General features: G+C 57.8%; 24 protein-coding genes and 3 pseudogenes. 18 read left to right on the forward strand and 9 right to left on the reverse strand.

The window, feature by feature from the left end; translation table 11 throughout:
* Positions 1–57 precede the first annotated feature (57 nt).
* From kdgD to A3AY_RS0113035, 13 genes and pseudogenes are all read left to right on the forward strand, one after another.
* Entirely contained in the window at positions 58–975 is a 918-nt protein-coding gene (kdgD, locus tag A3AY_RS0112975; RefSeq protein ID WP_018326093.1) for a 5-dehydro-4-deoxyglucarate dehydratase, read from the forward strand.
* The gene (locus A3AY_RS0112980) at positions 975–1,169 is read left to right on the forward strand and encodes a hypothetical protein (RefSeq protein WP_018326094.1); all 195 of its coding nucleotides are present in this window, start codon (positions 975–977) and stop codon (positions 1,167–1,169) included. The genes kdgD and A3AY_RS0112980 overlap by 1 nt, the downstream gene beginning before the upstream one ends.
* A 32-nt stretch (positions 1,170–1,201) precedes the next feature.
* A complete protein-coding gene (locus A3AY_RS0112985; RefSeq protein WP_018326095.1) occupies positions 1,202–2,359 on the forward strand; it encodes a mandelate racemase family protein in 1,158 nt (385 codons plus the stop codon).
* A gap of 56 nt (positions 2,360–2,415) precedes the next feature.
* On the forward strand, positions 2,416–2,760 hold the full coding sequence (locus tag A3AY_RS0112990) for a cupin domain-containing protein (RefSeq protein ID WP_018326096.1): 345 nt from the start codon (positions 2,416–2,418) through the stop codon (positions 2,758–2,760).
* A gap of 179 nt (positions 2,761–2,939) precedes the next feature.
* On the forward strand, positions 2,940–3,929 hold the full coding sequence (locus tag A3AY_RS0112995) for an ABC transporter permease (RefSeq protein WP_040668682.1): 990 nt from the start codon (positions 2,940–2,942) through the stop codon (positions 3,927–3,929).
* Positions 3,929–4,813 carry an ABC transporter permease gene (locus A3AY_RS0113000; RefSeq protein ID WP_018326098.1) on the forward strand — a complete coding sequence of 295 codons (885 nt, stop codon included), beginning with the start codon at positions 3,929–3,931 and terminating at the stop codon, positions 4,811–4,813. The genes A3AY_RS0112995 and A3AY_RS0113000 overlap by 1 nt, the downstream gene beginning before the upstream one ends.
* 4 nt (positions 4,814–4,817) lie before the next feature.
* The gene (locus A3AY_RS0113005) at positions 4,818–5,672 is read left to right on the forward strand and encodes an ABC transporter ATP-binding protein (protein WP_018326099.1); all 855 of its coding nucleotides are present in this window, start codon (positions 4,818–4,820) and stop codon (positions 5,670–5,672) included.
* Positions 5,669–6,427, forward strand: a complete 759-nt coding sequence (locus tag A3AY_RS0113010; protein WP_018326100.1) for an ABC transporter ATP-binding protein — start codon at positions 5,669–5,671, stop codon at positions 6,425–6,427. The genes A3AY_RS0113005 and A3AY_RS0113010 overlap by 4 nt, the downstream gene beginning before the upstream one ends.
* The gene (locus A3AY_RS35220) at positions 6,378–7,415 is read left to right on the forward strand and encodes a dienelactone hydrolase family protein (RefSeq protein ID WP_162709219.1); all 1,038 of its coding nucleotides are present in this window, start codon (positions 6,378–6,380) and stop codon (positions 7,413–7,415) included. Before A3AY_RS0113010 ends, A3AY_RS35220 begins: the two co-directional genes overlap by 50 nt.
* A gap of 77 nt (positions 7,416–7,492) precedes the next feature.
* Positions 7,493–7,652 (forward strand): annotated as a pseudogene (locus tag A3AY_RS40525) (prevent-host-death protein); the annotation flags it as partial.
* Positions 7,649–8,004: pseudogene (locus tag A3AY_RS35225) on the forward strand (PIN domain-containing protein). The pseudogenes A3AY_RS40525 and A3AY_RS35225, both read left to right, overlap by 4 nt.
* A gap of 1,302 nt (positions 8,005–9,306) precedes the next feature.
* A complete protein-coding gene (locus A3AY_RS39155; RefSeq protein WP_018326103.1) occupies positions 9,307–9,456 on the forward strand; it encodes a hypothetical protein in 150 nt (49 codons plus the stop codon).
* Between the two features lie 262 nt (positions 9,457–9,718).
* On the forward strand, positions 9,719–9,919 hold the full coding sequence (locus tag A3AY_RS0113035; RefSeq protein WP_234913201.1) for a hypothetical protein: 201 nt from the start codon (positions 9,719–9,721) through the stop codon (positions 9,917–9,919).
* 404 nt (positions 9,920–10,323) lie between these two features.
* Here the strand turns inward: A3AY_RS0113035 and A3AY_RS0113040 are convergent, their stop codons facing one another.
* Positions 10,324–11,403 carry an alkene reductase gene (locus A3AY_RS0113040; RefSeq protein WP_018326105.1) on the reverse strand — a complete coding sequence of 360 codons (1,080 nt, stop codon included), beginning with the start codon at positions 11,401–11,403 and terminating at the stop codon, positions 10,324–10,326.
* Between the two features lie 56 nt (positions 11,404–11,459).
* The gene (locus A3AY_RS0113045) at positions 11,460–12,248 is read right to left on the reverse strand and encodes an SDR family NAD(P)-dependent oxidoreductase (RefSeq protein WP_026203393.1); all 789 of its coding nucleotides are present in this window, start codon (positions 12,246–12,248) and stop codon (positions 11,460–11,462) included.
* 110 nt (positions 12,249–12,358) lie between these two features.
* Between A3AY_RS0113045 and A3AY_RS0113050 the strand changes: the two genes are divergently transcribed.
* The gene (locus A3AY_RS0113050) at positions 12,359–12,907 is read left to right on the forward strand and encodes a TetR/AcrR family transcriptional regulator (RefSeq protein ID WP_018326107.1); all 549 of its coding nucleotides are present in this window, start codon (positions 12,359–12,361) and stop codon (positions 12,905–12,907) included.
* A gap of 175 nt (positions 12,908–13,082) precedes the next feature.
* Here the strand turns inward: A3AY_RS0113050 and A3AY_RS0113055 are convergent, their stop codons facing one another.
* The 4 genes from A3AY_RS0113055 to A3AY_RS0113070 all read right to left on the reverse strand — a co-directional run bounded on the left by A3AY_RS0113055 (position 13,083) and on the right by A3AY_RS0113070 (position 18,325).
* Positions 13,083–15,728 (reverse strand): ATP-binding protein, encoded by a 2,646-nt coding sequence (locus tag A3AY_RS0113055; RefSeq protein WP_040668670.1) that lies wholly within the window; start codon positions 15,726–15,728, stop codon positions 13,083–13,085.
* Positions 15,713–16,903 (reverse strand): TfuA-like protein, encoded by a 1,191-nt coding sequence (locus A3AY_RS0113060; RefSeq protein ID WP_018326109.1) that lies wholly within the window; start codon positions 16,901–16,903, stop codon positions 15,713–15,715. The genes A3AY_RS0113055 and A3AY_RS0113060 overlap by 16 nt, the downstream gene beginning before the upstream one ends.
* Positions 16,903–18,057, reverse strand: a complete 1,155-nt coding sequence (locus tag A3AY_RS0113065) for a YcaO-like family protein (protein ID WP_018326110.1) — start codon at positions 18,055–18,057, stop codon at positions 16,903–16,905. Before A3AY_RS0113065 ends, A3AY_RS0113060 begins: the two co-directional genes overlap by 1 nt.
* 64 nt (positions 18,058–18,121) lie before the next feature.
* Positions 18,122–18,325 carry a hypothetical protein gene (locus tag A3AY_RS0113070; protein ID WP_018326111.1) on the reverse strand — a complete coding sequence of 68 codons (204 nt, stop codon included), beginning with the start codon at positions 18,323–18,325 and terminating at the stop codon, positions 18,122–18,124.
* Between the two features lie 224 nt (positions 18,326–18,549).
* On the opposite strand from A3AY_RS0113070, the gene A3AY_RS0113075 reads away from it, so the two are divergent.
* Positions 18,550–19,254, forward strand: a complete 705-nt coding sequence (locus tag A3AY_RS0113075) for an iron-containing redox enzyme family protein (protein WP_026203394.1) — start codon at positions 18,550–18,552, stop codon at positions 19,252–19,254.
* A gap of 53 nt (positions 19,255–19,307) precedes the next feature.
* On the opposite strand, the gene A3AY_RS0113080 is transcribed toward A3AY_RS0113075, so the two are convergent.
* The gene (locus A3AY_RS0113080; RefSeq protein ID WP_040668687.1) at positions 19,308–20,072 is read right to left on the reverse strand and encodes an IclR family transcriptional regulator domain-containing protein; all 765 of its coding nucleotides are present in this window, start codon (positions 20,070–20,072) and stop codon (positions 19,308–19,310) included.
* Positions 20,073–20,212: 140 nt separating this feature from the next.
* Here A3AY_RS0113080 and A3AY_RS0113085 point away from each other — a divergent pair, with 140 nt between their 5' ends.
* From A3AY_RS0113085 to pcaF, 3 genes are read left to right on the forward strand one after another with little or no spacing between them, the layout of a single operon-like run.
* A complete protein-coding gene (locus A3AY_RS0113085) occupies positions 20,213–20,920 on the forward strand; it encodes a 3-oxoacid CoA-transferase subunit A (RefSeq protein WP_018326114.1) in 708 nt (235 codons plus the stop codon).
* The gene (locus tag A3AY_RS0113090; protein ID WP_018326115.1) at positions 20,917–21,606 is read left to right on the forward strand and encodes a 3-oxoacid CoA-transferase subunit B; all 690 of its coding nucleotides are present in this window, start codon (positions 20,917–20,919) and stop codon (positions 21,604–21,606) included. The genes A3AY_RS0113085 and A3AY_RS0113090 overlap by 4 nt, the downstream gene beginning before the upstream one ends.
* Positions 21,607–21,619: 13 nt before the next feature.
* Positions 21,620–22,825 (forward strand): 3-oxoadipyl-CoA thiolase, encoded by a 1,206-nt coding sequence (gene pcaF, locus A3AY_RS0113095; protein ID WP_018326116.1) that lies wholly within the window; start codon positions 21,620–21,622, stop codon positions 22,823–22,825.
* Between the two features lie 167 nt (positions 22,826–22,992).
* Here pcaF and A3AY_RS0113100 read toward each other — a convergent pair whose 3' ends face one another.
* Positions 22,993–25,164 carry a hypothetical protein gene (locus A3AY_RS0113100; protein ID WP_018326117.1) on the reverse strand — a complete coding sequence of 724 codons (2,172 nt, stop codon included), beginning with the start codon at positions 25,162–25,164 and terminating at the stop codon, positions 22,993–22,995.
* 125 nt (positions 25,165–25,289) lie between these two features.
* Positions 25,290–25,560: pseudogene (locus tag A3AY_RS41465) on the reverse strand (hypothetical protein).
* Between the last annotated feature and the right edge of the window lie 9 nt (positions 25,561–25,569).

Consider the following 25,569-nt stretch of genomic DNA (forward strand, 5'->3'; position numbering starts at 1 on the left):
CAGACATATGCTAAGTCCAATATACCATTCGGAACGCCCCCGGATGAGGTCAGCAACGTGAACCCTTCAGATATAAAGCAGCGGCTCGGATCGGGCCTTCTTTCTTTCCCAGTTACCCACTTTGACGCTGAGGGCCGTTTTGCGCCCGAAAGCTACAAGGCGCACGTCGAGTGGCTGTCCGGGTTCGAAGCCCCGGTCCTCTTCGCAGCCGGCGGCACAGGCGAATTCTTTTCGCTTTCACCGTCCGAAATTCCGGCAATCGTTTCCGCAGCCAAGGAGGCTGCAGGCGACACTGCAATCGTATCCGGTTGCGGCTATGGCACCGATGTTGCCATCGACATCGCCAAGTCGGCTGAAAAGGCCGGTGCCGATGGAATTCTGCTTCTGCCGCACTATTTGATCGATGCGCCGCAGGAAGGGCTTTATCAGCATGTAAGGCGCGTCTGTCAGGCGACAGGCGTTGGTGTAATGGTCTACAACCGTGACAACTCCGTACTGCATGCCGATACTCTCGCGCGCTTGTGTGACGAGTGCCCCAATCTGGTCGCTTTCAAGGATGGTACGGGTGATATCGGTCTCGTGCGCCAGATAACCGCAAAGATGGGCGATCGCCTGATGTATCTGGGCGGCATGCCGACAGCGGAACTGTTTGCCGAGGCTTATCTCGGCGCCGGGTTCACGACTTACTCTTCGGCTGTGTTCAACTTCGTCCCTGGTCTTGCCGTCGAATTCTACAAGGCTTTGCGTGCCGGTGAGCGCGCCACATGCGAACGGATCCTGATCGACTTCTTCTATCCGTTCATGGCGATACGTAACCGCAGCAAGGGTTATGCCGTATCGGCGGTCAAGGCAGGCGTTCGCCTTCAGGGTTTCAATGCCGGCAAGGTCCGCAGCCCGCTGACGGATCTGACACGCGAGGAAGAAGCCTTGCTCGACGCGCTGATCCAGCCTTATGGTCGCAAGCAGGCAGCCTGATGGAAATTTCTGACGCCGATCAACATCGCCGGTTCATGCAATGGATCGGCATCGAGCGTGTCGTCATCACGCAGCGGAACGCAAATCGGTTCGACAATCGCAATCTCGTCGCCTGCCTCAAGAAGTTGGGCGAGGTTGCGAAGGGCATTGCGGTCATCAAGGCGGATGAACTGTTTGGTTTTCCCGCCTTGTAATCTGCCGGTGCCTCAACACGAAAGACGATACGATGATCATCACTGACGTTTCGGTTAAAACCTTCCTGACTACAACGCGCCGGCATTCCGATAGCGCAGGCCATGCGCATCCCGGGCCTGCGCACCAGGTGCAACAGGCAATGCTGATCATTCGCACCGAGGACGGTCATGAGGGCTACAGCTTTACCGCCCCTGAAATCGTGCGCCCGCATCTGATCGACAAGTTCGTCAAAAAGGTGCTGATCGGTCAGGACCATCGTGATCGCGAACGGCTTTGGCAGGATCTGGCACACTGGCAGCGCGGTTCGGCGGCACAGCTCACCGACCGTACGCTCGCGGCGGTGGATGTGGCGCTATGGGATTTGGCGGGACGCACGCTTAATCAACCGGTCCACAAGCTGATCGGTGCTTATCGCGACAAGGTCCGCGCATATGGTTCCGTCATGTGCGGCGACGAGTTGGAAGGTGGGCTGGCAACGCCGGAAGACTATGGCCGATTTGCCGAAAAGCTGGTCAAGCGCGGCTACAAGGGTATCAAGCTGCACACCTGGATGCCGCCCGTCAGCTGGGCACCCGACGTCAAGATGGATATCAAAGCCTGCGCTGCAGTCCGCGAAGCTGTCGGCCCCGATATTCATCTCATGATCGACGCGTTCCACTGGTACAGCCGCGTAGACTCTCTTGAACTCGGTCGTGGGCTGGAGAAGCTTGGTTTCGACTGGATCGAGGAGAGCATGGACGAGCAGTCGATGTCCTCCTACAAATGGCTGGCTGACAACCTCGACATTCCGGTCCTCGGGCCTGAAAGCGCGGCTGGCAAGCACTGGCACCGCGCGGAATGGATCACGTCCGGCGCGGTCGACATCCTGCGCACCGGTGTGAACGACGTCGGCGGCATTACGCCGGCTCTCAAGACCATGCGTCTTGCCGAATCTTTCGGCATGGATTGCGAAGTTCACGGCAACACGGCGATGAATTTACATGTGGTGGCTTCAGCCAAGAACTGCCGCTGGTACGAGCGGGGCCTGCTGCACCCGTTCCTCGAATATGACGATGGCTTCGACTACCTGAATTCGCTTTCCGATCCGATGGACGAAGACGGCTTCGTGCATGTCCCGGACCGTCCGGGAATCGGCGAAGATATCAATTTCGATTTCATAGACAATAATCTCGTCAAGAAGCCTGCCTGAGAAACTGCAGCTGGACGGATGAATATCGGGAAAGCTCATCCGTCGGTGGAGGGATTGTGATCATAATCGTTGAGGAAGACATGCGCCGGGAGGAGGCCACGCCGCATGGCAAGATCGGCATGTCCACGGCATTCCGACTGACGGCGGACATCCCGAACCGGACGCTCGAATTCAGGAAGCGCATTCTTCATCCTGGTTCGGCAATCGGCGCGCATCTGATCGATCATGACGAGGTCTACTACGTCATCTCCGGCGAAGGCGAAGTGTTTTCCAACGAGCAGGCGCAGTCCCTGGGTCCTGGCATGATGGCCTATCTTTACCGCGGCGATGCGGTCGGCATTCGCCAGATCGGCGATGCGCCCCTTGAGATGATCATTTCGTATCCGCTTGAAAACCGGTAGTTGATTGACAATTCGCAGCAATATATGACAAATAGGTAAATATGTATGATGACTTTACTAGGGCAAGCATCATGCGGGAGGAGCGAATGTCCAAAAATTCCAAGACAGCTGGCTGGGGCTCTGCTCTCGCTGTAAGCCCTGCTAAGAAGATCAGGCGCCCGTTCAACTGGCGTTCGCTGATGTCGCAGCTTTTCACCGTCGCGGTAACGCTTTTCGGCCTCCTTGTGCTGACGTTTGTCATCGGACGCATGATGCCGTCGGACCCGGTGCGCGCCATCGTCGGCGAAGACGCCACGCGCGAAACCTACGAAATGGTCTTTCGCCAGCTTGGGCTCGACCGTCCGCTGTGGGAGCAGTTTTTCATCTATCTGCGTGACGTGCTAACCGGCAATTTCGGGGTGTCGATCCGCACTGGACAGCCCGTCATCACCGATATTCTTCACGTGCTGCCCGCGACCATCGAGCTTGCTACCTTCGCTATCCTGATCGGCGCGACGCTCGGCGTGAGCCTGGGTGTTCTTGCTGCCGTCAACAAGGATCGGTGGCCGGATCACGTCGTCCGTGTGTTCAGCCTGATGGGTCATTCGATGCCGATCTTCTGGACCGGCATGATCGGCCTTCTGGTTTTCTATGCCGCACTGGGTTGGGTCGGAGGCAGCGGTCGGATGGCGGATTTCTATATCGGTCTTGTCGACGAGCGCACAGGATTCCTGCTCATCGATTCCGCGCTGGCTCAGGACTGGGAGGTTTTTCGCTCGGCGCTCAACCATCTTATCCTGCCTGCGAGCATTCTCGGCTACTCGTCTTCGGCCTATATAACCCGCATGACGCGCAGTTTCATGCTCGATCAGATCAACCAGGAATATATCACGACCGCCCGCGTCAAAGGCTTGTCCCGCCGCCAGACGATCTGGCGCCACGCCTTCCTCAACATTCGTGTCCAGCTCGTCACAATCGTCGCGCTGGCATATGGCTCGCTGCTTGAAGGCGCCGTCTTGATCGAGACGGTTTTCGCTTGGCCGGGTTTCGGGCAATATCTGACCAACAACATGCTGATCGGCGACATGAATGCCGTGATGACATGCGTGCTGATCGTAGGAGTGATCTTCATCACCCTCAACCTGATTTCCGACATGCTCTATCGTATTTTTGACCCGAGGACGCGCTGATGACGACCCAGGCCACAAAACTTGCTGTTCCCGGTCCCCTTCTGGCACTTGGCAACATCCTGCGTTTCCTGATGAAAAGCCCGACCTCGGCTTTCGGACTTCTGGTGATCTCGGTGCTGATCGTCGTTGCCGTTTTCGCGCCTTGGATCGCCCCATATGGACCGTATGCCCAGGATCTCAATAATACGCTGGCCGCGCCCGGCGGAGCGCATGTGTTCGGCACGGATGAACTGGGCCGCGATATTTTCAGCCGTTTGGTTTACGGCACGCGTATCACGCTGACGATCATATTCCTCGTTTCCATCGTCGTCGGTCCTATCGGCCTATTTGTCGGAACGACAGCCGGCTATCTCGGCGGAAAATACGATACCGTCATGATGCGCATCACCGATATTTTTCTGTCCTTCCCAAGCCTGATCCTTTCGCTTGCCTTTGTCGCTGCCCTCGGTCCCAGTCTCAACAATGCGATCATAGCAATCGCACTGACGTCCTGGCCGCCGATCGCGCGTCTGGCGCGCGCCGAAACGCTGACCTTCCGCAGCGCCGACTACGTGGCTGCGGCCCGTTTGCAGGGTGCTTCCACGTCACGCATTGTCATAAAGTCGATCGTGCCGATGTGTCTTCCCTCGGTCCTCATCCGCCTCACCCTCAACATGGCGACCGTCATCCTCACCGCCGCAGGGTTGGGCTTCCTGGGCCTCGGCGCCCAGCCGCCGGTGCCGGAATGGGGTGCCATGATTGCAATGGGGCGTCGTTACATGATCGACAGCTGGTGGCTCGTCACCTTCCCCGGTTTTGCTATTCTTCTCGTTGGCCTTGCTTTCAACCTTCTTGGAGATGGGCTGCGCGACGCGCTCGATCCCAAACAGATGAACCGGAGATAGACCTATGACCGGTGAACAGATTCTCGACGTAAGAAGGCTCAGCGTCAGCTATCGCAGCGACGGCGGCTATGTCGATGCGGTACGCAATGTTTCCTTTAAGCTCGGTCGTGAAAAGCTTGGCATCGTCGGCGAGAGCGGCTCTGGTAAGTCGACGATAGGACGCGCGCTCCTGCGGCTTTTGCCGACGGCACGCATCACGGCAGAAAGCATTCGTTTCGAAGAGCTCGATCTCCTCAATATTTCCGAGCGCGAAATGCTCAAGGTTCGCGGACGGCGCATGTCGATGATACTGCAGGACCCGAAATTCTCGCTCAATCCGATCCGGCGCGTCGGCGACCAGATCTCGGAGGCCTACCTGACGCATTTCAAGTGCTCCAAGGCGGAAGCGCGGGCAAAGACTATCGACATGCTTCAGGCGGTCCAGATCAGAGACCCCGAACGCGTCTACGATCTCTATCCCCACGAGGTTTCGGGCGGTATGGGTCAGCGCATCATGATCGCCATGATGCTTCTAACCGATCCTGACGTCGTTATCGCGGACGAGCCCACATCCGCGCTCGACGTGACCGTCCGTCTGCAGGTTCTCAACATTCTGGACAGGCTGGTCAGCGATCGCGGCATCGGTCTGATCATGATCAGCCACGATCTCAATCTCGTTCGGAATTTCTGCGATCGCGTCCTGATCATGTATGCCGGACAGGTGGTTGAAAGCCTGAAGGCTTCGGAGCTTTCGAACGCCCAGCACCCTTACACTCAGGGTCTTCTTGCCGCGCAACCGCGTATCGGCGGCGGACGGACGCCGCTCAAGGTGCTCGACCGCCGGCCGGAGTGGAAGGAACCTCTGGAGGTGCAGGCATGAAATCGATCAATGTTAAGAACCTGACGATCACATTGGGAGATGGTCCAAAAGCCGTGACTATCCTGCCCAATGTATCTTTTTCGGTAGAGCCGGGTGAATGTTTCGGCCTGGTCGGCGAAAGCGGCTCAGGTAAATCGACCATTCTTCGCTGCATGTCGCTGCTTTTCAAACAATGGAAAGGCGAGATATGGCTCGGCAACCAGTCGGTGCGCGATATGCCGCTGATCGAACGTTGTCGCACCGTCCAGATGGTTTTCCAGGACCCTTACGGTTCGCTCCATCCGCGCCAGTCGGTTCGCACGGTGCTTTGGGAGCCTCTCCGTATCCATAAGCTTGATCGCCAGAAGGAGCGCATGGAACGGGCGATCACCGAAGTCGGCCTGCCGGTAGAATTCCTCGATCGCTACCCGCATCAGCTTTCCGGTGGCCAGCGTCAGCGCGTGGCGATTGCCCGCGCGCTGATCCTAGAGCCTTCGATCCTGCTTCTGGACGAGCCCACCTCTGCGCTCGACGTTTCGGTGCAGGCCGAAATCCTGAATCTGCTTGCCGATCTCCGCGCAAGGAAGGGCTTCACCTACCTCATGGTAAGCCACGATCTGGCGGTGGTGGATTACATGTGCGATCGTTTTGCGGTCATGCAGGCTGGTGATATTGTCGAGATCCTGGGCCGGGATGCGCTTGAGGACAACAAGGCGACCCATCTGTATGCACGGCAACTCATTGATGCCTCTCTGGAATATGACAGCGCCATCTGAAGGGCTTCTTCCATTTCTGGCAGAGAGGATCGCCACAAACCGCTATCCGCTCGCCATTCGCGAGCCCTTTGGCGAATGGCAGAAAGAGTTGCGCGGCATCTGGCGCGGGGGCCTGCCTCCATCGAGCGCCATTCGCTCTGAAGTCCTCGAAGATCAAGGCACCCTCCGTCGTCTGCGTTTCCATTATCCGACCGGCGATTGCGGTGAAGCCGTACTGATGCTGCCGCAGTGGCATGCCCCGCATGCTGCTGTTCTCCTCATGCACGACCATGGCGGCGTCTTCGACATAGGCTGGCGGAAGATGGTGTCCTGCGAGGCCGGAAAGGCTCATGCCGAACGACATTACGACGGCCGGTTTCTGGCAGATGACCTCGTCAGACAGGGCTACGCCGTCCTCATCTGCGATGCGCTCGGATGGGGCTCGCGTTTTGCGGGCGGTTACGAAGAGCAGCAGGCTCTTGCCGCGCAGGTCATGCAGGCCGGATGGAGCTTGGCCGGGCTGGTAGCCGCGGACGATCTTGCCGCCTTCGACTGGTTGGGCCGGCAGCCGGAGATAGATCCGACACGCGTCGGCACCCTGGGGTTCTCGTTCGGCGGCTTTCGTGCGTGGCAACTGGCCGCGCTCGAACAACGGGTTCGAGCGTGTGCGGCGCTCTCCTGGGCGGGAACCAAACAGGATCTACTTGCCGCGGGTGCAACACTCCTGAAAGGTCAGTCGGCCTTCTATACGCTTCATCCGCACCTGGCTGTCCTCGCCGACTTTCCGAACATGGCCGCTCTCGCGGCCGACCGCCCGCTCTTTATGCGGACCGGTTCCGACGATCGCCATTTCCAGGCGAAAAGCGCACAACATTTTTTTGCCGTAGTCGAGAAAGCAGCTGGAACAATTGGTATGCAGCCGGACTTAGGCATTTTCCTGGGTGCCCATTCGTTTCCGAAAGACACGCAGAGACTGATGGCGAATTTCTTTAAGCGACACCTCGCTTAAGCCGATATGTAAGCCAATAGTGGAGCCGTCTTTCTCTCTCCATTAACCGTCGCCTTGCATCTCCACTTGTACAGGCCACGATCAGGGGCAAGCCTTCGCACGTGCTGATGACCTATGACGAGTTCAAACGATTGTCCGGCAAGCGCCGCAGCTTGGTCGAGACCCTGTCCATGCCCGGGAGTTCGATTTCTCCCCGAGCGTGTCGAGATTGTTTCGCGCGCGGTTGATCTGTCTTGAGCTATCTGCTCGATACCAATGTTGTCTCCGAACTGCGCAAGATTAGCGAGGCCAAGGCCGACGCCAATCTGGTCGAATGGGTCGGACGGCAAGATGCCGCCTCATCCCTCCTCTCGGCCCTCACCATGCTGGAACTGGAGCGCGGTATCCTTGGCGTGGAGCGGCGCGATGCCCGCCAAGGCGCACGGCTGCGGACCTGGCTCGACTGTCCGCCCTGAATTTGCCGGCGGAATTTATCGACGATGTCCTAATTGCTGCGACCGCTCTCATTCACGGGCTGACGGTAGTCACCCGCAATGTCAAGGGCCTCGAGGGCACCGGCGCGATCATCATCGATCCCTGGCTTGGATGATTTCGCTGCGTGCGTTTAGAGGCGAGAATCCGCGGGGTTATGTGCCAGTCGTTCGGGATGATGAGCACCCATCCGGCGAGGACCGCCCTGCCGAAATGAAAATTCTCGCAGAGTGCTTTGCCTCTATTCAGCCTGGAGACAGCACTGCCTTGCTTCCACACGCGCCGGCTGAGGTGGTGCAATTCTGCATTGCCTGGAAGGGCTATTCGCAGCGGGCCGCTTCAAACCCTGATCTCTGGGAATCGCATTCGTTGGCAGCCCAGCGACGCGCTCGCTCACTCTGCCAATTGGCTCGCCGGATCAGCCATAGGTCCTATCATCAGATAGACTTTCGTCTGACGGTTTGCGGTATAGGTCGCATGCCGGTCTAAGCGGGAACCAAACCCGATTTTCCTGGTTTGAGGCCATGCCGCCTTCCCCGAAGCGGTACATGTGAATGCCCCTTCTCTTGGCCCGCTGCAATCCCGCAACGGGCCATCTTTTTGGGACGATTTAAGAGATCTTTCGAGAAATTTTACGGTTGTCGTTTTGCAGTCAATCGGCGTCTTCCTGACTTTGTGTGGTTGACAGACCGCTAGCGATGCCGCCGTGACAAACTGTTGGCCTCTTCAAAAAGCAAAAGCGTGCTATCGTTGATCGGTTCGACAAAGAGAGATTCAATATGATCGATAGGTGGGACTTAACTTTCAACGAATGGAACTGCCTTTTGCGGCTCTGCCGTCACGAGAGCGCCACTCTTACGGATGACATTGACCGGAAATTCCGGGAGCTTGGCTTGACTGATGGAACAGGTCTTACCGAAGCTGGAAGGCAACTTGTCGAGCACGAGCTTCTTATGGAACGAAGGAACCGGCTTCAACGATGAAGTCATAGACGACGCTCTCGCCGCCGTTTGATGGAGTTGTAACAGGGTGCGCAAATTACCCTGGCTCGGCTAAAGACCAGGCAATTGCAACTCATTGGCGCCGTAGCGTAGAAATGGAGGCGACAAACGGTCGTGTCCCCGGCTTACTGAAATATATTTCCCTTTTTACGCGCCGTAGACCGCCATTCCTTGCGGGGATCGGTCGGCAGAGATCATCGAGTAGCGCTGCGTCGAGCATCTGGCCGCCGACCACTGGGATGGTCGCTCCAGTTCTAAGCTGAATGATTGACTCCCATCTTTTGCGCGAAAGCGCATGATGTTCTGTCGTCGGCACCTCAGGGGCACACCGTCGCTTGCAAGATCATTGTGCTTTCGCCAAATCGGAGGCCAGAACTGTGTCCCGTTACACTGAAGCAATCGATGAGAGGTCAATAGCGATGATGAAACGGGTGCTGGTCGGCGAATGTGCTCGCCGAGTCATTAAACCCGAAAGCATCGAAGGCGAGGAGCTCGCTCTCGTTATCCTGCGCGACGGAATGACCGAAGAGTGCGAACTTACTGTGCTGTTGCGCAATCTGGTTGACTGAGCACGGTAATGCGAATGCTGTTTCAGATTTCCCGGGCCTGGGTGGCACGATGGCGAAGCGTCTGTCAAAATCAACTGCCGCACTTCCTGCCGCAGCGGAACCGCTTCTGCAAAGCCGACGGTGGGCACAGCTTGGCTGTCCCCGCCGGCACGGCAATTTTTCGCTTGGCCATTGAGGTTCTCTAATTGTGATTTATCGTTTTGACGGCGACGAGGTATTCTTGCGGGCGCTAACGAAGGAGCTCAGGAAGATGAAGACCCTTTTGATCATTGCCGCCGCGGTCGGTCTTTCAGCAACCGCCGCCGCCGCCGAGTGCGCATATCATAACAAGGTCAGCGCAGGAGCTGAAGTCGATCGTTCGATGACGACCGCCAGCATCGCAACGGACGAGAAAAAGACCAATGACGGTGTTCTGCTAAAGAAGGGCGAGAGGTTGCCCGAAAACGCTGCGAGAACGGAATAACGCGCCACTGATCTGACGTCGCCTGCCACGATGGACGGGTTCGCCGAATTCGCCCATTTGGAACGGTGTACGTTTCGAGAAATTCCGCGCCGAGCCGGGGGGGCAAACCTCTTGGCCTCGGCGCGACCAACGCGGACAGTCGGCGCTTGGGAGGTTTGGCTCGACTAGACGAGGTAGAAATACCTTTGAACCTCGTCCATCCAAAGTGCACGACGACGCCGGTGCCACGGGGCAGCGCATTGTCCCCCCCGGGCATTCCGGTCCGCCCCTAGGCAGCAAAGTATAGCGGTCGGAGCCGTTTCCGCGCGCCGGCCGTTTTGACATTGTGCTCATCACGTCCTTGGCGAAAATCCGCCTGCAATTGGTGAGCCACTATTGAACTGGGGCTGTTACTGGCCGGATGCCTACGCGAAAGCGGGGTAGTCCGTGTACCCTGCAGCGCCACCGCCATACAGCGTGGCCGGGTTCATCTGCGCCAAGGGCGCGCCGCTTTGCAGTCGTTCCACCAGATCGGGGTTGGCGATAAACGGCCGGCCGAAGGCAAACAGATCCGCCTTGCCCTCGGCAAGATGCGACGAGGCAAGTTCGAGATCATAGCCATTGTTGGCGATATAGGTCTTGCTGAAGCGACGGCGCAGCGATTCGAAGTCGAATCGCGCGATGTCGCGCGTGCCGCCTGTGGCGCCCTCGACGACATGAAGGTAGACGATACCAAGCGCGTCGAGTTGATCGACGATGTAGTTGAACTGCGCCTGGGGGTCACTGCTCGAGATGCCATTGGCGGGCGAGACAGGCGAGATCCGGATGCCGGTGCGTTCGGCGCCGATTTCCTCGACAACCGCAGCCGTGACTTCCAACATCAGTCGGGCGCGGTTTTCCACCGAGCCGCCATAGGCGTCTGTCCGAACATTGGAGCCGTCCCTGGCGAACTGGTCGAGCAGATAGCCGTTGGCGCCGTGAATCTCGACGCCGTCGAAACCGGCGTTAATGGCGTTGGCTGCCGCCTGCCGGAAGTCGTTGACGATCCCCGCAAGCTCGTTGAGGTCAAGCGCCCGGGGTTGCGAAACGTCGACGAAGGCATTGTTGACGAAGGTCTTGGTTTCCGCCCGGATCGCGGAGGGTGCAACCGGTGCTGCGCCGTTTGGCTGAAGATCGACATGGCTGACGCGGCCGACATGCCAGAGCTGCAGGAAGATGTGGCCACCCTTCTCGTGTATGGCAGTGGTGACCTTACGCCAGCCGTCGATCTGGGCCTGGGTATAGATGCCCGGCGTGTCCTGGTAGCCCTGCCCCTGCTGCGAGATCTGCGTGGCCTCTGAAATGATCAGCCCGGCCGAGGCGCGCTGGCCGTAATAGTCTGCAGTCAGGTCGCCGGCAACGAAGCCCGGGCCGGCGCGGTTGCGTGTCAGGGGCGCCATCACGATGCGATTGGCAAGGGTCAAGGAGCCGAGGCTATAGGGTTCAAAGAGCGTCTTCTTGGTCAAGGTTCACCTGTGGTGTTGCCGCCGCAGCGGCCTGTCTACGGTTTGTTGGATGGTGCTCAGGCGACGGGACGGTACCGTTCGGCAGGATGTGCGTTGCCAAAATTGGCAAGCATGGTCTTTCGCCCGGCCTCGAACGCGTCCCACTGGCCGGCATCAGGAAGCGGGGGAATAGTCACCGGCTCGCGGCGGTCGAAGCCGACCAGCGCCGCATCCACCAGGTCTCCGACCTCCATGACGTTGTTCAGTGCGTTGACGTCGGCGCCAACATGCTCCCAGATCTCGGTTCGGGTCGTGGCGGGAAGCACGGCCTGGACGTAGACGCCCTTCGGCCCGAGTTCGAGGCTGAGCCCCTGAGACAGGAACAGGACAAAGGCCTTGGTCGCGCCGTAGACCGTCATGCCGAACTCCGGCGCCAGGCCCACCACTGAGCCGATATTGACGATTGCCCCCTTCCCGCTCTTGGCAAGTCGCGGGGCAATCGCGCTGGCAAGTCGGACAGGTGCGGTCGCGTTGAGCGCAACAAGCCGGGACATCTCGTCCGTGCTCTGTTCGATGAAGGTTCCACCAATGGCCGTTCCGGCATTGTTGATGAGAATGCCGATGCTGTCATCGTCGTGCAATCTGGTCTCGACCTTGGCGAGATCAACCGGTTGCGTGAGATCTGCCTGCATGATGTCGATCGCCACGCCGGCTTCCCGACGCAGCCGGCTCGCCACGGCCTCGAGGCGCGCCACGTCGCGGGCGACCAGCACGAGATCGTGCCCGCGCCGCGCAAAACGATCGGCATAGGTGGCGCCGATGCCGGTCGAAGCGCCGGTAATGAGGACTGCAGGAATTGTACTCATAGGATTGCTCTTTTCCGTAACGGAACCTATATTCATGATCATCATCATGATTGCCGTAAATATGATAGCTATCATGTAAATGTCAACGATGGTTTGGGAGAATTTTAAGAATGAAGGTCAGCCGAGAACAAATGGCGGAGAACCGACGCCGGATCCTGGATGTTGCCAGCCGGCTGTTTCGCGACAAGGGGTTCGATGCCGTCAGCGTGGCGGAGGTCATGAAGGCGGCCGGTCTCACACATGGCGGCTTTTATGGACATTTCAGTTCAAAGGACGATCTGGTCGCACAGACCCTTGCCCATGCCCTTGCTGCAGACACCGTTGGGGGAGGCGATTTCCACGCTTATGTCGGCTCCTATCTTTCACCTCGCCATCGCGACAACGCCGCCGGTGGTTGCCCGACCGCCGGTCTCGCCGCGGCCATTCGCCACCAGACGCCAGCGGCACGCTCTGCCATGGCGGAAGGGCTGCGCGCTCAGATCGCCCGGATCGACAAGGCACTCCCGCAATCGGATCCGGCGCACCGGCGGCGCGCCGCAATCGGAAGCTGGGCAGCGATGGTGGGCGCGGTCATCCTCGCCCGGGCGATCGATGATCCTGAACTGTCGGACGAGGTCTTGGAGCAGACGCGCGCATGGATTGATAGCAGCGTGAATTAAGCCGCGAGGCTCTCCTAACGAAAACATTGAAAAATTGTGTGGAGCATAAAGTCGCTCACAGCCTTGTCTTCGTCGTGAACAAAACTGACCGCGAAGAGACGCATGTCCCGCAGGCAAAGCAGCATCCCCCTCGAAATGGCGTTCGATTGTCCGCCGAGTTGTCTCGCAGCCCTATTTAAGCCGCAACGGAGGCGCGGCAGGACGAAAGTACCTCGTCCCATTGGCGATCGGCCCCCTTTTTGCTGACACGGGTGAATCGCTCGTCGCCCGACGCTTTGCGGACCGCAGACACGATTCTTTGAAAATCGACATCATCTGTCGGCTCAAACCGAACTCCTAGCCGAGCGAGACGACCGTTTACAGCCCCGATAATTTCTGCAGAACCGTCCCAATCCTCCTTCACTGCGAGCACTCCGCTTATCGCTGCAATCGCGAGGTTCACTACCATTGGATAGTCATATCTCTCGCCGATGGCCAAGGCCTGGCCAGCGAGCGCTGCAGCGCTCCTCCAGTCACCGCTGTGCAGTCTAAAATGAGCAAGGTTTTGCAACAGGTGACCAGGCCAATAGGTGTCACCCAGTTCGTCGAGCAGTTTGAGGGCCTCAAGATAGTAGGCTTCAGCAGCAGCCTCGTCCCCCTCAGCGCGTGTCCCTTCCCCAATTGCAATCAGGGCAAGCACGGTTCCATAGTCATCGCCAATGAGCCTCGACAGGTCCAATGACTGCGCAATCAACATGCCCCCTGCCTCAGGATCGCCTGAGGTGGCTTTCGCGATGCCGGCAACAATTCCTGCAGTTGCGATGCCGGGCTTGTTCCCCAGCTCGCAGTAGATTCGGTGACTTTCAACACCATATTCACGGGCTGTTTCAGGATCACCGGACATGTATCGGATCAATGCGGCTGAGTTCAAAATTCCCGCCAGCGGCTCCGGCTCACCCGTGGTGCGCGCATGCTCCAAAGCCTTATCCGACCATGTTCTCGCTTCCGAAAACTGGCCTCTCGATATCCAAAGCCACTTCAGCGCCTCCATGAGCTTGGCGGATTGCAGGGCGCTGGATTGCCTCATGCACCAATCAAGCGCCACCCGAATGTTCCCGGCTTCCTGCATCAGGTGCTCGACAAAGTCGCGCTGATTAAACCTCATCACGTTTGGCGCGGCTGATAGAACAAGGTCGGTAAAATAATCCGCCTGACGCATCCGCATAGTGTTGTACTCGCCCGACTCTCGCAGTTTATCGAGCGCAAAATCGCGAACCGTATCCAGCATGTTGAGGCGCGGCTGACCCAGCGCCGTCTTTCTGAACAACAGGCTCTTGTCCAAAAGAGCTTCCACGGCGTCAACGACGTCGGCGTCGTGGTTGAACAGGGATTCGATGGCATGGAGATCGAACCCGCCATTTAACACAGCCGACGCGTAAAAAACCCGACGCTGACTTTCTGTCAGGAGACGGTCACTCCATCCGATCATCAGACGAAGGGTGCGGTGACGGGGGTCGATATCCCGCGCCTTGCTCCGAAGGTCTTGCGTTGAGGTTCGAAGCCGCTCCTCCAGCTCTGCTACACCCAGGAGCCCCACATGCGAGGCTGCCAGTTCAAGCGCCAGCGGTAGCCCGTCAAGTCTCCGGCATATCCTGGAGACCAAACCTGCTGTGTCATCTCCCAATCTGAAATCTGGCCGTTCGCGGTGCACGAAATACTCAAAGAGCTGCACGGATGGGTTCTTTTGAATCTGATCGAAGCCCGCCCCTTCATCGGGAGGGCTGAGGGGAGGTACGACAAATTCGACCTCGGAGCGCAATTTGAGCGGCTCACGGCTGGTGGTCACAATGGTGACAGCCGGGCAGCGCCTGAGGATGCTGTTTATGACAGGAGCACCTTCGACCAGGTGCTCGAAGGTGTCGAGTATTAACAACACCTCAGCACCGCCGAGCGCGTTGCACACCGTTTCTATGGCGGAGATGCCGGGTACCTCCTGCAAACCAACGGCCTTGCAGATCTCTGAACCGATTAAATCCGGACTGTCAATTTCTTGCAACTGCACGAAGAACACTCCCCGTGAAAAGGAGCTTAATGCTGATCTGCCAGCGTGGATCGCCAAGCTGGTCTTGCCCACACCCCCGGCACCCGTCAGCGTAACGAATCGGCTCTGTTTATCTGCAATGATTCGCTCGAGCCGTTCCATTTCAGAGCGTCGACCATGGAGAACTGACACATCGGACGGGAGGTTCGTGCGATTCGCGCCAATAGATGAGACGGGTGCAAAATCGCTTTGCAATCCCGGGATCACCAGATCGAACAGCGCTTCAGGATATCGAAGGTCCTTGAGCCGATGAAATCCGAGATCGCGTATTTCCACATTCGCCCCGATAGGGCCTTCTGCTATCGCATCGCGGACCACATGCGAAATGACGATCTGACCTCCGTGCGCCACGGACGCGATCCGAGCCGCACGATGCACCTCTATCCCGGTTATGGCAGTGTCGTGTCTTCTCACCTTTCCGGAATGCAGCCCCATCCGGACCAGAGGCTTGCATCCTTGAGCCCATTCCTCTTTCGTCAGCGCGTATTGCGCGTCAATCGCTGCCTGAACCCCTTGGGCGGAGGCAGGAAAGAGCGCGAACACAGAATCTCCAACCACGTTTATTTCCTCGCCACCGTAAGAGTAGATGGCGTTGCGCAAAAGCTCATTGTGCCGAAGGAGCATCTCATCGTAGAGATCGGGATAAGAATCCACCAGGTTTGTCGATCCCTCGATGTCAGTAAAAAGCATGCAAACGCTGTCGTCTGTTGGTTGAGGCCGGCTTTCTATTTGGGTTGCCACAACAACACCTCCCTCGGAGTTGTCGCCTGACCGGGTGCGAACAGAAAAGTCCGTCGAACACACTTGGTCAGAGCTAGTTGGGTGCGATGTATGCTTAGCCGTTCTGCGTACGACGGGTCGTTTGCTATGCTTATGAGGAGCTCATTCCACGAACCGACACCATGAGCGTTTACCAACTGGTGTTCAGCCTGCCGGAGATCCTCGATACTGGGCCGAAGGCCACATCGCCGAGCCTCGGAGATGGCCCTCTTGAAGACGTCGAACCTCATCAGTTCGGCCTCTAGCTCGCCCGAGCCGTCAAGAATATTCCAAACTGATGTGATCGGCGCCACCAATTCGCCGTTGCGCCCGGTAATTTCACTGTGCAACCATCTGTATGCCTTGCCGGAGCAGCAAAGCCATTCGATGAATTCAGGCTCAATCTGCTGCCGACCAGCACCACTCAGCGGGTCTGCAGGTCTCTCCCTGCCATCGCCTAAGAGTCCAAACAGCTGAGATGAACTGGATCGGCGGAGCGGCGCTTTACGGGCCTCTCGCATTTTCGAGACCCGCTTTGCAGCCAGAATAGCGTCGGCGCGCTTTGTGTCTATCTCGCTTAAGAAGTCGAGAACCTCGCTAGAGAGAGAACACCCGGCCCCCTGATAAGCGCGCGGCCAAGTCCGCAGAGTAAAATGAAGCGATTGCGCCGCCGAAATAATTTTCTCAGCCTCGAGCGCTCTCACGAGACCTTTCCTGGTCGCCCGTCGCAGAGCGATCCGCATGTTGATCAATGGTTCTGTAAGCGGCGGAAAGGGCAAGTCCTCGCGGAACAGGACTGCCACTTCGTCCTCGGCGGATATTGTCCGATCCTTGAAGAGTCGAAATATGATCCCAACGCCATGCACGCCCGCCGGAAAGCAATCCGCGGCTCGTAGCGCGCCCATGCTGGAGGCGCCAACCACAACCGCCCCATCCCGGACAACATCAACGACCTCGCGTGGCGAAATGGAAAGGACGTTGCCAAATGCGCCGTCGATGATCAAAAAGAATTGGTGCTTCAGGATACGATAAGCATAAAGGTCCCCTCGCCTCGCTGGAGGTCTTATGATCGCGTCAGGCAAAATGGACAGGATATCTGAAGCAGGGGCGCTTGGGCCCAAAAATACGACCGGCGGCATCCGCATCGTCGCGGTCATTACAACAGGTGCCTTGCACTTCGCCAGCCGACACGACAGTGGTCTATGGTAAAGAGCGAAAGACCGGGGACGCGCACTCTTACAACAGGCAGGCCCAAGGATTTCAGGCTCATGTCGATTACGATGACCTGCGTCAGCCCTAGGGACTTTAGTCTCTCTATTATGAATTGCAGTTCTGTCTCGAGGTCCGGCAAGTTTGTGTCAGGAATCGTCGAGAAGTCATGCTCCGCCCCAGAATTCCAAGACGTGTGTTCGGTAGCCCGCCGCGAGGCTGGTACCTGATTGTAAGAGTCACGGGCACCGTGAATAACCCCGAGCCGTGATTGGAAGGATTCGAGGATAGCATGTGTAACGGCGGCTCCGGCCAGAAGGTCGGCGCCCCAACCCTCAACGACGAGCGGCATAGGCCCAGCGGCACCACAGAAGAATGGATCTATCAGCGTGCTCGAGATGACTGGAACCTCAAGGTCGGTCGTCAGATCTTCCAGTATGAGTTTTAGGTTTGCTTTTTGGGCGCGCTCCGCGAGCGCCTTGGGTATGGGAGGAAGTGAGCCCAGATCAATCCTGCGTCGACCAGGCCCAGCGTCCCCTTCACGTCCATACCGTTGGAAGAAGTGATGCTGACTGACAGCATCACGTTCGACCACCTCCAGAATTGCGCTGCGCACCGCCCGGCCACGAGTGAACCCGGCAGCCAAGCCATTGGTATCGACCTGATCCAGTATGCTTTCCTTTCCAGGAGACCTCGCCAGGTCAGCCAGAACCCAAATCGGAAGCGCGCTGACCAGTTCCCAACCCTCGACCCAATCAAACGGCGAATCCGGACGATAGCTGGTCAGCGGTGGAAGATCGAAGGACAGGGGATCTGCAACCCTGGCACCCGCGGACGTCAGCTCGATATAAGTGGCATGCCGAGACTCGCTCTCCAGCTCCTCTGCAGACACCCTCTCGACGGCCTCCATCACGGCACTGACGCGAGCCGTTTCCTCGTTCAGCCCCTTGCCTAGATGAGTGGTCAAGTCTCTTGCCAAGGGTGTGACCGCCGCAAACACAGGAGTGCCCAGGATGTCGAGCGATGTGATATCGGCTATGCGCGTTACCGGGACTTGATCGATTGTTGTTTTGAGGAACAGCTTGCGTTTGGCCTCTTCCAAGGCGCTACGCCCCTCGTTGCGGCGGTCGTACAGCGGCCAGCGGTCCAGCAAGCTGGGCGACGCGTCAGAACCCACAGATGACCTGGTGGTTCTGGTTGAGATAAATATGGGACCCGGTTTTTTGACTAAGGTTTACAAGAACCGCGATTTCAGCATCGGTAAGGTTTTCGATCGCGTCATGCACTACCTTCGGGAGCATATTCTCGTCCACGTCGGGAATGACATTTGATTTTTTCAGCTGGTCGAAATTTGACTGGAAGCCCGGCATTGTGATCTCCTCAGGCTCTGAACAATTTTTCGATGCTTGCGAGATTGCCGTCAGCGATTTTGGAATCATGAACCGCTGGCCGTCAGTAATAATAGGATGGCGGCTCCATACCTGTCCAGTAATACTAAAGAGGTACGCGCCTGATAACTGGGCCGAATTTGAATAGTATCCACAATGAGCTAATATTTTCCGGTTTGGTTTGTTGCTAGCCGGTTGGTGTCTCTATGGATATGCTTGAAAGACAATCGAATAGTGACTTTGTGAGGGGCAGAATTGAGCTCTGCTTGCCAGCTCTTAAGGCGGCCTTCGGCGACCTTTGGCGAACCGAACCTCACCGGGAAATGACGATTGCTTTCTTGGTCTTGCTTCATCAAATCATGCGGGCGTCGGTTCCCCTTATGCAATGCGCAGCTGAGCGGGGCGATCAGCTCGAGGGAACCGATAAGTCTGCCGCTTTGCTGGGAGGATATTATCGGCATCATATTTCCGAGGAACTGCACCACGATACTTGGGCACTTGAGGACCTGAAGGCTGCCGGATGCGATCCTGGGCGAATTCTGTCCATCACCCCTTCAGTTGAAGTGGCACGATTGGTCGGCACCCAGTATTATTGGGTTCATCACCATCACCCTCTTATGCTACTCGGATACATCGCAGTTCTCGAAGCTTTTCCTCCTGCGGACAATAAAATCGATGAGATTCGGGACCGTTCGGGCCTGCCGGACTCAACGTTCAGGACTTTGAGAATTCATGGAGACCTTGATCCAACCCATAGTGCTGAGATCGATCAGACGTTTAATATGCTGCCGCTGGATCAGAAACACCTGGAAATGGTCGGCTTGAGCGTGCTCCATAGCTGCGATGCACTCGCGGCAAGCGTGCGAGCCCTGCGACCGCTCGACCTGTTTAGCGGATCGCCATTCGGCTGACGCCGCATGTTGCCGTCGTTTTATTGCTCTAGACTGAATCGGAGGCAGACCTGTCAGGAAAGAATTCCGGCAAGCTCCTCCCTGACCTCGAGCAGTGGCTGCAGATAATTCTCGACAACAACCCCCATAGGTTCAGGTGACGCGGACAAGCCGGTGTTGAGCGCTGCGATGACGATACCTCTGGCATTCCTGATTGGGACGGCTATCGAGCGCAGCCCAATCTCGACCTCCTGGTCGACGGCTGCATAACCTTGGATTCGAGCGCGTTCCAACTCAGCCATTATGGCCTCCAGATTCGTGAGAGTGTGGGGCGTTCTGGCGCTTAGCGGGCAGGTCTTCAGCAGTTCACGGGCCTGGTCTTCCGGCAAGGCGGCAAGCATGACCCTGCCCATTGAGGTACAATATGCTGGTAGTCGCGATCCGGGCATGAGGGCAATCGACATTACCTTCCGTTGGGCGGCGCGCGCCACATACACGATCTCACCCTCGTCCAGAATTGCGACTGACGTGCTCTGCCCGATCTGCTGTGCAAGCTGATCCAACCAGGGTTGAACGATGCGAGGCAGTGGCATGGATGCGAGGCAACCGGTCCCGAGTCTCAGAACACGCGGCGTCACCGTGAAGAACTTGCCATCGTATGCGCTGTAGCCATGCGCGGCGAGTGTAAGCAAGCATCGGCGAGTAGTCGCTCTATCAAGCCCGGTAATGGAAGCCGCGTCCGAGATACTCAGCCGGGGATTTTCGGCGGTAAAGGCTTCGATGACCCGCAAACCCTTTGCCAAGCCTCCCATCATGTCACTTTGCTTGATCTGTACCATCGTAAACCCGTCCATTTTGTGCGATATGATAACAAATAATCTATATCGCACAAATCTGTTGCGGTCGAGCCCTCGAGAAGTTACCTAGTGAGCATTGGATTTCATCTACGGACGGGTCTTGACCTTAGGAGGAAAACCGGATGAACAAGACGATCGGCAGCCTTGCGGAAGCAGTAAAGGACATCGGCGACGGGTCCATTGTCATGATCGGTGGATTTGGGGGGTCGGGCGCACCGATCGAACTCATCCATGCGCTGATAGACAAGCGGCCCATGAGCCTCACAGTGATCAACAACAATGCGGGCAACGGTCGCATCGGTATTGCCGCAATGATCGACGCCGGCATGGTGAAGAAGATGATCTGCTCTTTTCCGCGCTCTTCCGATCCGCGCGCGTTTACCGATCGTTATCTCGCAGGCGAAATCGAGCTTGAGCTGGTGCCGCAGGGAACGCTGGCCGAGCGGATTCGCGCCGGTGGCGCAGGCATTCCCGCCTTCTACACACCGACGTCATTCGGAACGGAACTAGCAGAAGGCAAGCCGATCGCTGAGTTCGAGGGCCGCCATTATGTGCAGGAGCGTTGGTTGAAGGCAGACTTCGCCATCGTGAAAGCGAATGTTGGCGATACCCACGGCAACCTGACCTACAACAAGGCCGGCCGCAACTTCAACCCGCTGATGTGCATGGCGGCTGCCAGGACGATCGCGCAGGTCTCACAGATCGTGCCTGCGGGCGGGATCGATCCGGAACAAGTTATCACACCCGGCATCTTCGTGACCGGCGTCGTCGAAGTCGCAAATCCGCGGCAGGAAGAAGAGCTCATTCGAGCCGGAGTGGCCTACGCATGACCATCGACACACGCGAAGACATCAAGCTGTCGAATGCGCAGATCGCCTGGCGGGCAGCCCAGGACATCGCCGATGGCGCCTATGTCAATCTGGGCATTGGGTTTCCGGAAATGGTGGCTCGCTATCAGCCACCCGCACGGCAGGCCGTCTTCCATACGGAAAACGGAATTCTCAACTTTGGCGAGCCGCCAGCTGCCGGTCACGAAGACTGGGACCTGATCAACGCTGGAAAGAAGGCAGTGACGCTCAAGCCGGGCGCGGCATTCTTTCATCACGCCGATAGCTTCGCGATGGTGCGTGGCGGACATCTCGATGTGGCGATCCTCGGCGCCTATCAGGTGGCGCAAAACGGCGATCTCGCCAACTGGCGGGTGGGCAACAAGGGTGTGCCAGCCGTCGGTGGCGCCATGGATCTCGTCCACGGCGCCAAGCAGGTCTTCGTCATAACGGAACACGTCACCAAGGACGGCAAACCGAAGCTGGTCGAGAAATGCACCTTCCCGCTGACGGGCGTCGGCTGCATCACTCGGGTCTATACGAGCCATGCGGTGATCGACATTGCCGACGGGCGGTTTGTCGTGCGCGAAAAGCTTGCCGCCATGACGATGAAAGAACTGCAGGCGATGACCGGAGGCGAACTCGTCACAGATGGCCCCGTCACCGATCTCATCGTGCCTGAGCTTTGAAGGGAAAACCAAGATGACGGAAGCCTTTATTTGCGACTTTATCCGCACACCGATTGGCCGTTTCGGCGGCGCGCTTGCAACTGTTCGCGCGGACGATCTGGGTGCTGTTCCATTGAAGGCCTTGATGGCCCGCAATCCAAGCGTCGATTGGGAAGCCGTCGATGATGTGATCTTCGGCTGCGCCAATCAGGCGGGTGAGGACAATCGTAACGTCGCGCGCATGTCGCTCTTGCTTGCTGGTCTGCCTGTCTCTGTCACCGGAACCACAATCAATCGCCTGTGCGGTTCGGGTATGGATGCCGTCATAGCCGCCGCGCGCGGAGTAAAATCAGGAGAAGCCGAACTGATGATAGCCGGCGGTGTCGAAAGCATGAGCCGCGCGCCTTTTGTTGTGCCCAAGGCAGAGACCGCTTTTTCACGCAATGCCGAGATCTACGATACTACTATCGGCTGGCGCTTCGTAAACCCGCTTATGAAGAAACAGTACGGCGTCGATTCCATGCCCGAGACCGGCGAGAACGTCGCAGAGGATTTCAAGATCAGCCGTGAAGATCAAGACGCCTTTGCTGTACGTAGCCAGAACAAAGCGGCGGCAGCGCAAGAAAACGGTCGGCTGGCAAAAGAAATCGTCCCCGTCTCGATAGCCCAGCGCAAAGGCGATCCAATAGTCGTTTCGGAGGATGAACATCCCCGTGCCACCACGATCGAAACGTTGGCAAAGCTTGCCACTCCGTTCAAGAAGGAGAATGGCACGGTGACCGCTGGCAATGCTTCCGGGGTAAATGACGGGGCGGCAGCGCTTATCATCGCCTCCGAAGCGGCGGTCAAGAAATATGGTCTGACCCCGATCGCCCGCATCTCCGGTGGCGCGACCGCCGGCGTTCCGCCACGCATCATGGGTTTTGCTCCGGCACCGGCTTCAAAGAAGCTACTAACCCGCCTTGGTTTGAAGCAGGAACAGCTGGACGTTATCGAGCTGAACGAAGCCTTCGCCTCCCAGGGCCTTGCGACATTACGGGACCTTGGCATTGCCGACGATGATGCTCGCGTGAACCGAAACGGCGGCGCAATTGCGCTTGGCCATCCGCTCGGCATGTCCGGTGCGCGGATCACCGGGACAGCCGCACTCGAATTGAGGGAAACCGGCGGTCGCTACGCACTGTCCACCATGTGCATCGGCGTCGGTCAGGGTATCGCGGTGATCATAGAGCGCACCTGAGCGCTAACGTGACTTAGGCGCCGTGGCACATTACCCCAGATCGAGGCCGCCCCGCATTCTTGACCAGTGTTCCTGCAAATCCTGTTCATTGTCACACCTCGATTCTCGCACACCAGCCGCTAAGACTCCGGACCTTACGAGATCGCGCCAGGCCCGGATTAAAGGGCTCACTGAGCAGTTGCCTCAAGATCAACCTTGTCGAGAATCAACATGGGGTTCTCCGAAGCTGCAACCAGGTCAAACACGCTCAGGCCGTGTTCGGCCTTGGATCTGACCGTCAAAGTGAAGGTCCGGGGCGCGGCAATGAAGTGCAAAAGCGCGTCGATTGCGCCCTCAAACTTCGGCTGAGCGACCGCAAGCTGTTGCAAAGCCTCGGTGGCCATCATCGTGACCATGGCGCGCGCCTGATCCTCCGTCATCTCGCTCTGCTCGGAATAGAGTTTGATCCCCTTGGCCATCAACCCTTGATCCTCGATCTTGAGCTTCACCTCCCGCGCTGTGAGCCCGAAAAGCGCCAACTGGGTCTTGGCTGTGTCTAGGGAGAAAAACTCCTCGGTGAACCCTCCCATCAGGCCGGAAAGGGAAAGACTGCCCATGTCCTTGCCGCTGAGCGAAATGTCCTTGATCAACAGGTTCTGATTGGGCTGGTCCCAGGCTGCCGCGAGGTTGTAGGAGAAGACCAGGTTTTCGAAGCCCAGTTTGCGCAGCTGGATATAGGCCTCGTCCTTCGAATCTGCCGGGACGGGAACGCTCAGCTCTTCCTGCCGGAGGCGGATATCCGTCGGAATACCGTTATGAGGCTTGGTTAGCGCCATCTCATAACTTTTGAGCGAAAAGCGGACCCTTTGCGGAACGAGTATAGTGGCAGGTTCGTTCACAGTAGCGGCGGATTCGACCGAGGGCTGATCCGCCCCTCTTTTCTGGCCGGCGCCCGGAATCGCTGCCTCAGACGACAGCGGATCGCTCGTGGGCTCGTCGGTTCCTTTGGCCTGAACTTGAACATCAGCGCTTTCCTTCTCGGTTGCGCTCACAGTCTCAGGATTGGCTACGTCGACTTCAATTCCCGCAACGCGGATCGTGCCAAGCTCCGGCATCAGCGTCGTGAATGCGAACGTCTCAAGCTGTTGCTCGTTAAGCCCGGCCATTTTCTTTAGTGCTTCAAGGGGGGAGTGCCAGGAAAAGCCAGTAATGCTCGCTTCGCCGATCTTGATGGTGTCAGTGCCCTCGGCTATCGACAACCCGTGCACGCCCGCGTCGAGCTTTCGGCCGTCCAGTTGAAGAGCCATTCGTTCGACGGCGATTTTGACCCTCTTGCCCGCGTCCTCACCCTCATTGTACGGCGCATCGACCTTGAAGCCAAACAACTGCATGTCTCCCTTGCCGATCATATCGACGACGGACAGAATCTGGTTAAAAAATGCCTGACGTTCCTCGGGACTGAGCGCCTCTGGATCCGTCACTGACTTCAGATTCTCCACCGTTTCGAGAAGCGGCTCGGCCGGCATGCGCATACTGAAACCGTTGATGCGCATCTCGTCATAAGCGAAGTTTACTTTGCCGTCCGAGAGGGTGATTGCCTTGACGGAAAGGGGGCCATAGAGCGGCTTTGCCTCCGTGTCTCCCGGACCGGCCTTTTCCGTGTAGAGCCGGGCCATATAGGCCGCGTCGAAATCCTCGCCCGCTATCGCTCCAGTCGAACCGAGCATGCGCTCTTTCCTCATCACCCCTTCGCCATCCGGAATATCCATGGCGATATCGAAGCTGGCGTTGCCGATGGAGTAGCGGCCAATGCGTCCATTGGCGATGTCGTCGAGCGCGACGTTCTTGTAAATTGTCTTCTGCTCGCGCCCGGCAATGGATTGAGTGAGCGTAACCTCAGACGCCGACATGCGCTTTGCCGCAAAGCGTTCGATTCGTTTCGACACTGGCGCAGCGCCCTTGCTGTTGAAGAGCTCCGTTAGCGCGTCGTCGTCGACATTGGCGCCTTCAATGCTTGCACGTGCGACAGAAATCTTGTCCGTCGCCACCTCGACATTGAGGCCGTTCATCTCGATCCCGCCACTCAGGAAGAGGTTCTTAAGCCGTCCATCAACCGCCGCGATACGAAGATTGGTGCCGTCGGCGAGCGGCAACGCCAGGTTACGCAGATGAATTCGTCCGAGAAAATCCACTTCGACGGAATCTGCCTTGCCGCCACTCTGGGCGACAAATTCTCTGACGTTCTGTTCGTGCACCATCTTGACGCCGATGACGCTTACGGCGGCGACAGCGAAGATCGCGACCGCTCCCCAAAGTGCCCTGCGCCCACCCTTGCCGTGTTCCTTGCCTGCCTGCTTCACGATGATCGTCCTTTCACGATGCGAAATTGAAGTTTGTATGCCTTTTATGCACGCGCAGATTGCTCCGCAAGGCTTTGCGACACGACCCAATGACGGGTCGAGTGCCCACGACCCGGCGCGCGCGACTATCGCGCTTCGCCACTTCGCGCAGCAGCAACGTAATTCCACTGCGTCGCTCCATGGGCGCGCAGCCGTACTGCTGCAAGAAAGTGCCGAAGGTGGTTTTGGGCTTAGCGCAACTCCAGCTTTTGAACTGTCCGGTCATGACGTTGTTGAGTGTGATGCCGACTTCATCGTAGGGCTGTCGGTGTTGCTGACATAGCGATACCAGCGCCACAAGAGGTGATCGTCAGCAGCAGTCAAACCAGCTTCTTCATGAACTTCCTTTAAATGCAGATGCCGCCG

The organism is Rhizobium giardinii bv. giardinii H152 (assembly GCF_000379605.1).
Classification (GTDB): domain Bacteria; phylum Pseudomonadota; class Alphaproteobacteria; order Rhizobiales; family Rhizobiaceae; genus Pararhizobium; species Pararhizobium giardinii.

Coding starts and splice junctions, on each gene's coding strand:
- A3AY_RS0112980 (WP_018326094.1), top strand. CDS start 975: ATGGAAATTTCTGACGCCGATCAACATCGCCGGTTCATGCAATGGATC.
- A3AY_RS0112985 (WP_018326095.1), top strand. CDS start 1,202: ATGATCATCACTGACGTTTCGGTTAAAACCTTCCTGACTACAACGCGC.
- A3AY_RS0112995 (WP_040668682.1), top strand. CDS start 2,940: ATGTCGCAGCTTTTCACCGTCGCGGTAACGCTTTTCGGCCTCCTTGTG.
- A3AY_RS0113000 (WP_018326098.1), top strand. CDS start 3,929: ATGACGACCCAGGCCACAAAACTTGCTGTTCCCGGTCCCCTTCTGGCA.
- A3AY_RS0113005 (WP_018326099.1), top strand. CDS start 4,818: ATGACCGGTGAACAGATTCTCGACGTAAGAAGGCTCAGCGTCAGCTAT.
- A3AY_RS0113010 (WP_018326100.1), top strand. CDS start 5,669: ATGAAATCGATCAATGTTAAGAACCTGACGATCACATTGGGAGATGGT.
- A3AY_RS35220 (WP_162709219.1), top strand. CDS start 6,378: ATGCACGGCAACTCATTGATGCCTCTCTGGAATATGACAGCGCCATCT.
- A3AY_RS39155 (WP_018326103.1), top strand. CDS start 9,307: ATGATGAAACGGGTGCTGGTCGGCGAATGTGCTCGCCGAGTCATTAAA.
- A3AY_RS0113045 (WP_026203393.1), bottom strand. CDS start 12,248: ATGAGTACAATTCCTGCAGTCCTCATTACCGGCGCTTCGACCGGCATC.
- A3AY_RS0113050 (WP_018326107.1), top strand. CDS start 12,359: ATGAAGGTCAGCCGAGAACAAATGGCGGAGAACCGACGCCGGATCCTG.
- A3AY_RS0113060 (WP_018326109.1), bottom strand. CDS start 16,903: ATGACCGCGACGATGCGGATGCCGCCGGTCGTATTTTTGGGCCCAAGC.
- A3AY_RS0113070 (WP_018326111.1), bottom strand. CDS start 18,325: ATGCCGGGCTTCCAGTCAAATTTCGACCAGCTGAAAAAATCAAATGTC.
- A3AY_RS0113075 (WP_026203394.1), top strand. CDS start 18,550: ATGGATATGCTTGAAAGACAATCGAATAGTGACTTTGTGAGGGGCAGA.
- A3AY_RS0113080 (WP_040668687.1), bottom strand. CDS start 20,072: ATGGTACAGATCAAGCAAAGTGACATGATGGGAGGCTTGGCAAAGGGT.
- A3AY_RS0113085 (WP_018326114.1), top strand. CDS start 20,213: ATGAACAAGACGATCGGCAGCCTTGCGGAAGCAGTAAAGGACATCGGC.
- A3AY_RS0113090 (WP_018326115.1), top strand. CDS start 20,917: ATGACCATCGACACACGCGAAGACATCAAGCTGTCGAATGCGCAGATC.
- pcaF (WP_018326116.1), top strand. CDS start 21,620: ATGACGGAAGCCTTTATTTGCGACTTTATCCGCACACCGATTGGCCGT.